4 protein-coding genes are annotated in these 5182 nt (G+C 65.9%); all 4 read right to left on the reverse strand.

The features are described 5' to 3' along the window. On the reverse strand, nt 1-842 hold an 842-nt coding region (locus tag VJ604_RS07285; RefSeq protein ID WP_324081139.1), incomplete at its 3' end, for an Hpt domain-containing protein. Nucleotides 843-913: 71 nt separating this feature from the next. Continuing rightward, on the reverse strand, nt 914-3298 hold the full coding sequence (locus VJ604_RS07290) for a methyl-accepting chemotaxis protein (RefSeq protein ID WP_324081142.1): 2385 nt from the start codon (nt 3296-3298) through the stop codon (nt 914-916). A gap of 15 nt (nt 3299-3313) precedes the next feature. Further along, nucleotides 3314-4375, reverse strand: coding sequence for a chemotaxis protein CheW (locus VJ604_RS07295; protein WP_324081144.1), 1062 nt, complete (start codon nt 4373-4375; stop codon nt 3314-3316). After that, nucleotides 4372-5182, reverse strand: an 811-nt coding sequence (locus VJ604_RS07300; protein WP_324081146.1) for a tetratricopeptide repeat protein, incomplete at its 5' end; no start/stop codon positions are given. The genes VJ604_RS07295 and VJ604_RS07300, both read right to left, overlap by 4 nt.

Genomic DNA, 5182 nt, shown 5'->3' on the forward strand with positions numbered 1-5182 from the left:
GCTACCGCCAGCCTCTGCAGGTCCGGAGATACCTTGTTCCACTGCTTCTTCCAGGCCGCGAAGGCGGTGCGGACTTCGCGCATCTGCAGGGCACGCTGCCTGGCGGAGAGCTTGGCGGAGAGCATCTCTTCGGAGAGGAGGAGCACGGCCGAGAGTTTGGACCAGGAGACCCGCACCGTCTCAGCGGTGGTCACCGGTAGCGGGCGAGGCTCGGGGGCGGCCGTTGCCGCCTGAGGGGGAGCGGGAGGCGGGGACTCGGGCGGCGTAGGCTCGGGCGGCGGGGGCTCAGACGGCGTGGGCTGGCCGTGTTGCTGCGAAATGGTTGCAGCAGAGCCCGCTTGGGCCGCTTGAGGAGCCGTCACCGGAGTGGGGGCAGGCGCAGCAGCTGGGGCCGGTTCAGGTGGTGCCTCTGGAGAGACCTCCGGCGCAGCAGGCACCTTTTCGGTCTTGGCGGCGATCAGGGCCCTCACCAGCTCGCGCAGCGAGGACTTCTCCTTTTCGGGCGGTTCCCCGCTCTCCAGGAGTCGGGCCAGCAGGTCTGCCCCCCGTTGCAAGAGGTCGAACAGTTCCGGAGCAGGGACCACCTCGCCGCGCTTCATGGCCGAGAAGACGCCTTCCATAGCCTGGCAGATCGATTCCACGTCGCCGCGTCCGACCGAGCGCGCGGCCCCTTTCAGGCTGTGCGCTTCCCGGAAGACCACCTCCACCCGCCCGGCCTGCTGCTCGGCGGAGCCGCTCTTCTCCAGCTCGATCAGCCCGGAGACGATCCCCTGCAGGTGCTCCTCGGCCTCCAGCTTGAAGGTCTCCTGCAGATGTTTCTGGAAGGCAACGTCACGTTCCATGGTTGCGGCTCGCGTCGGATCTCGGACCTGTCGGACCTGTCGGACAGGTCCGACGGGTCGGCCTCCTTCGCCTACTCCTTGTACTGTTCAACTAGCTGTTTGAGCTTTTGCCCCAGTTCGTGGAGGTTCTGCACCGCGGACTCCACCTGCTTCATCCCGGAGGCGTTCTGCTCGCTGGCCAGCTTGATGTCGCCCATGGCCTGGGCTACCTGGTCCATGCCGGTCAACTGCTCCTGGCTGGAGGCTGAAATCTGCACCGCGGCCTGCGCCGACTCCTCGATGCTCACCCCCATCTGCCGGATCGCCTCGCCCGCCTCCTGCGACTGGCGCACCCCGTCGTCGACCGCCTTGTTCCCCTGCTCGGCCGCCATCACTGCGGTGTTGGTTGCCTTCTGGATGTCGTTCAGGATGCTACGGACCTGGGCGGTGGCCTCCTTGGACTGCTCGGCCAGGCTCTTCACCTCCTGGGCCACCACGCTGAACCCTTTCCCCTGCTCGCCCGCCTTGGCCGCCTCGATGGCGGCGTTCACCGACAAGAGGTTGGACTGTTCGGCCAGGTCGTTCACGGTGGAGATGATCTCGCCGATCGCCTGGCTCTGCTCGGAGAGCTTCACGATGCTCTCGGCGATGAAGGCCACCTGCTCCTGGATCCTTCCCATGCCGGAGACCGAGTCGTCGACGGACTTCCTGCCGCCCTGCGCCACGACTACCGCTTTCTGGGCCGCCTCCGATACCTTGCGGGACTTCTGGCTGGAGACCTGGGCGGTCATCTTCACTTCCTCGACGATGGCAGTGGTCTCATTCACGGTCGCCGCGGTCTCCGCCGCACTGGAAGCGATCTGGCTCATGGAGGTCATGATCTGGCTGGAGGAGGCCGCCAGGATCTCGGCCGCCTCCAGGATCTCGGAGTTCTGCCGCACCAGGTTCGCCGTCCGCTCGGCCACCCGCTGTTCGAGGGTCCGGTTCAACTCCTTCAACTCCTGGTCGACCCGTTTTCGCTGGGTGATATCGCGGGCGGCTGCGAAGACCCCCCGCACGTTCCCCTTGCCGTCGCGGTAGACGGAGGCGTTGTAGAGGACGTCCACCAGCGAGCCGTCCCGGTGCCGGATGGTCAGCGGGTAATCGACGATGCTCCCCTGCTCGAACACCTGCTGGTATCCCTGCCGCGCCCTTTCCGGCTCGGTGAAGTAGTTGGAGAAATCGGTCCCGATCAGCTGCTCCCGCGAAAGCCCGGTCGCCTTGACGGTCGCCTCGTTCACGTCGGTGATCTTACCCTCGGCGCTGATGGTCAAAAGCGGGTCGAGGCTTGCCTCTATCAGGCTGCGCACGTACTGGGAGGCCTCCTTCTGCTTGGTGATGTCCCGGATGGCGGCGGTCACCAGCAACCCTTCCTCGGTCTCCAGAGGGCTCAGGCTGATCTCCACCGGAAACTCGACGTTGTCCTTGGTGACGCTGTAGAGCTCCAGTCCCGCACCCATCGGACGGATTTTCGGATCGGAGAAGTAGGCGGTCCGGTGTTTCGGATGGCGCTGACGGAAACGCTCGGGCACCAGGATCTCGACCTTTTTCCCCAAAAGCTCGCTTCGCTCGTAGCCGAGCAACCGCTCGGCCTGGGCGTTGACGATGACGATCTCCCCTTCGGAATTGACGATCACCACCGCGTCGGGGAAGCTCTCCAAAAGGCCACGGAACTTGTTCTCCGCCTTCTTCCGCTCGCTGATGTCGCGGATGGAGGCGCTCACCCAGACCCCCTCCTCGGTCTCCAGCGGGCTCAGGCTGATCTCCACCGGGAATTCCACATCACCCTTGCGCAACCCGTACAGTTCCAGCCCCACCCCCATCGGGCGCATCTTCGGATCGGCGAAGAAACCGGCCCGGTACTGCGGGTGTTTGTCGCGGAACCGGTAGGGGATCAGCATCTCCACCTTCTTGCCGAGCATCTCCTCGCGCTGGTAGCCAAAGACCTTTTCAGCCTGCGCGTTGACCATCACCATCTCCCCTTCGCCGTTCACGATGACGATGGCATCGGGCGCGTTCTCCAGCAGTCCGCGAAATTTCTGCTCGGCCTTCTTGCACATGGTCATGTTCCGGGCGGCGGCGAAGACCCCCAGCAGATTGCCGTCGTGGTCCCGGTAGACGCTGGCGTTGTACAGCACCTCGGTGATATGGCCATCACGGTGCCGGAGGGAGAGAGGGAAATCGACAAGATAGCCAACCTCAAGCACCCGGCGGTACCCCTCCCGCGCCTTTTCCGGCTCGGTGAAGAAATCGCTGAAGTCCGAGCCGATCAGCCATTCCCTGGCCGCGCCGGTGACCTGGACGACGGCGTCGTTGACCTCGGCGATCTTCCCCTGCGGGTTTATGATGACCAGGGGGTCCATGCTCATGTCGATCAGGCTCTTCACGAAGTGTGATCCCTGCATGGTTCGCGCGACCATATTCTCAAACCACTTCATGCCGTCCTCCTTCTCCTACGCGTCCTCGTGCACCACGATCCTGCCGTCGGCCAGCATCTTGCCGCCATCCAGCACCACCAGCCGCTCCCTGGTCACCCCCTTCAGGTAGTCGGAGCGGGGGTCGCTCACGGTGAGCAGCGCCGGTTGGATATCCCCGGCCGCGATGGTGCGCACCCCCACGATCCGGTCGGCCAGCAGGCCGAACACCATACCGGCCCCCTCCAGCACGATCACCTGGTTGAGATCGGAAAGCCCCTGGTCGGGGAGTGCGAAGAATTTGTGCAGGTCGATCACCGACAGGATGGTCCCCCGCAGGTTGACGATCCCCAGCACAAAGGGGGGCGTGCAGGGGAGCGGGGTCAGCTCTTTGAGGGGGTAGACCTCCCGGATGAAGGCCGATTCCACCGCGTAGCGCTCCTCGGAGAGCGCGAACTCCACGATCTCCAGCCTTTCTCCGTCCCCGCCCGAAACCGGCTCGCGCGCGAGCTTTCTGGCCCGCTCCCGCAGGATCGCGATGCGCAGCTGGTCGGGGTCGAGCTCGCCCTCCTCCGCCGTGACCGGCCGTCGAGCTGCAGAAGGCGCCACCACCTCCTCGGCCTCGCCAGCGACAGTCTCCTCCTCGGCGCAGGGTGGGCAGACGGAACCGGCAGCGGTACCGCCGCAGAGTGAGGTGACTCTTGCCAGGTCGCAGACCATCACCAGCCCGTCGGCAAGCTTCACCACCCCCTCCAGGAACTCGGACTGCCTCGGTCTCTCGGCCTCCCAGAGCTGCAGGTGGTCGGCGGGTTCCAGCACCCCCTCCACCCTGTCCACCGGCAGCGCCACCCTCCCCTGTCCCCCTTCAGCTATCACCAGCACGTCCTCCAGCGCGACCGGTCTCCGGGGGTGGTTGAGACAGCGCCGCAGGTCGACCACCGGCAGCACTTCCCCCTGCACGTTGACCAGCCCCAGCAGCGGCCCCCCCGGCTTGGGTATGGCGGTGATCTCCACCATCCTCAGCACCCGGGAGACGGCCGGAAGGTGCAGCGCGTAGCGCTCCTCGTCCAGACGCACCACGAAGAGGTGAGAGGCGCTCATTGTTTTTCCCCCTGCTCACGCCCCGCGCAGATCTCCATGGAGGCGATGATCTCTTTGAGCCTGCCGGCGGTCATCCCTTCCGAGCCCGGCACGACGGCGTCGGCATCCAGCAAGTTGAGTATTGCCAAGGCGTTGTCGAAATGCCGGCAGGCGAGCTCCCTCTTCCCGCTCCACAGGGTGAGGTTCCCCAGGGCGAAATGGGCCAGGACCAGCTTGGGGTCCAGGTAAAGTGCCTGCCTGAGGGACTGCCTCGCCTCCTGGGCCCTCCCCTGTTCCTGAAGGATCTCGGCCCGCAGGAAGTGGAGGGCCGGGTCGAGCTTTTCTTCGCGGAGGGCCTCCTCGCAGACGGCGAGGGCCTCGGGGAGCCTCCCCTGGTTGGCCTGTGACCTGATCAGCAGGGTGAGCGCCTCCGGTGGCAGTACCCCGCTTCTTCCCAGCTCGATCAGCATGGCTGCCGCCTGCGGATACAACCCCTGGCGGAACAAGACGGCGGCAGCCTGGCAGGATGATGCCGGACCGGGCGCCTCCGGCTCACCCGGCCTGCCGTTGGCCTCCTCCCCGCCGGCGCCGGCAGGGCGCCCCGTTTCCTGCTTAAGCTCGGGCCTCGCCTGCCACGGGGAGACCGGTTCCTGCACCTGCTGGAGAGCACGTTCCTCATGGAGATGGATAACCTCTTCCAGGCTGTGACGCCCTTCCACCTGCTCCGGGAGGTGGGCGAAGTCGCGCGGCCGTTTCCGGTAACAGACCACTCCGTCCAGGTCGACCGGCTCGAAGGGGGTGAAGCTGCGCGGTGGCGACTCGGCCGCC

It is taken from the genome of Geomonas sp. (genome assembly GCF_035254065.1).
Classification (GTDB): Bacteria; Desulfobacterota; Desulfuromonadia; order Geobacterales; family Geobacteraceae; genus Geomonas.

Bases quoted from the DNA above. Each gene is read 5' to 3' on its own strand.
- VJ604_RS07290 (WP_324081142.1), bottom strand. From the start codon at position 3,298: ATGAAGTGGTTTGAGAATATGGTCGCGCGAACCATGCAGGGATCACAC.
- VJ604_RS07295 (WP_324081144.1), bottom strand. From the start codon at position 4,375: ATGAGCGCCTCTCACCTCTTCGTGGTGCGTCTGGACGAGGAGCGCTAC.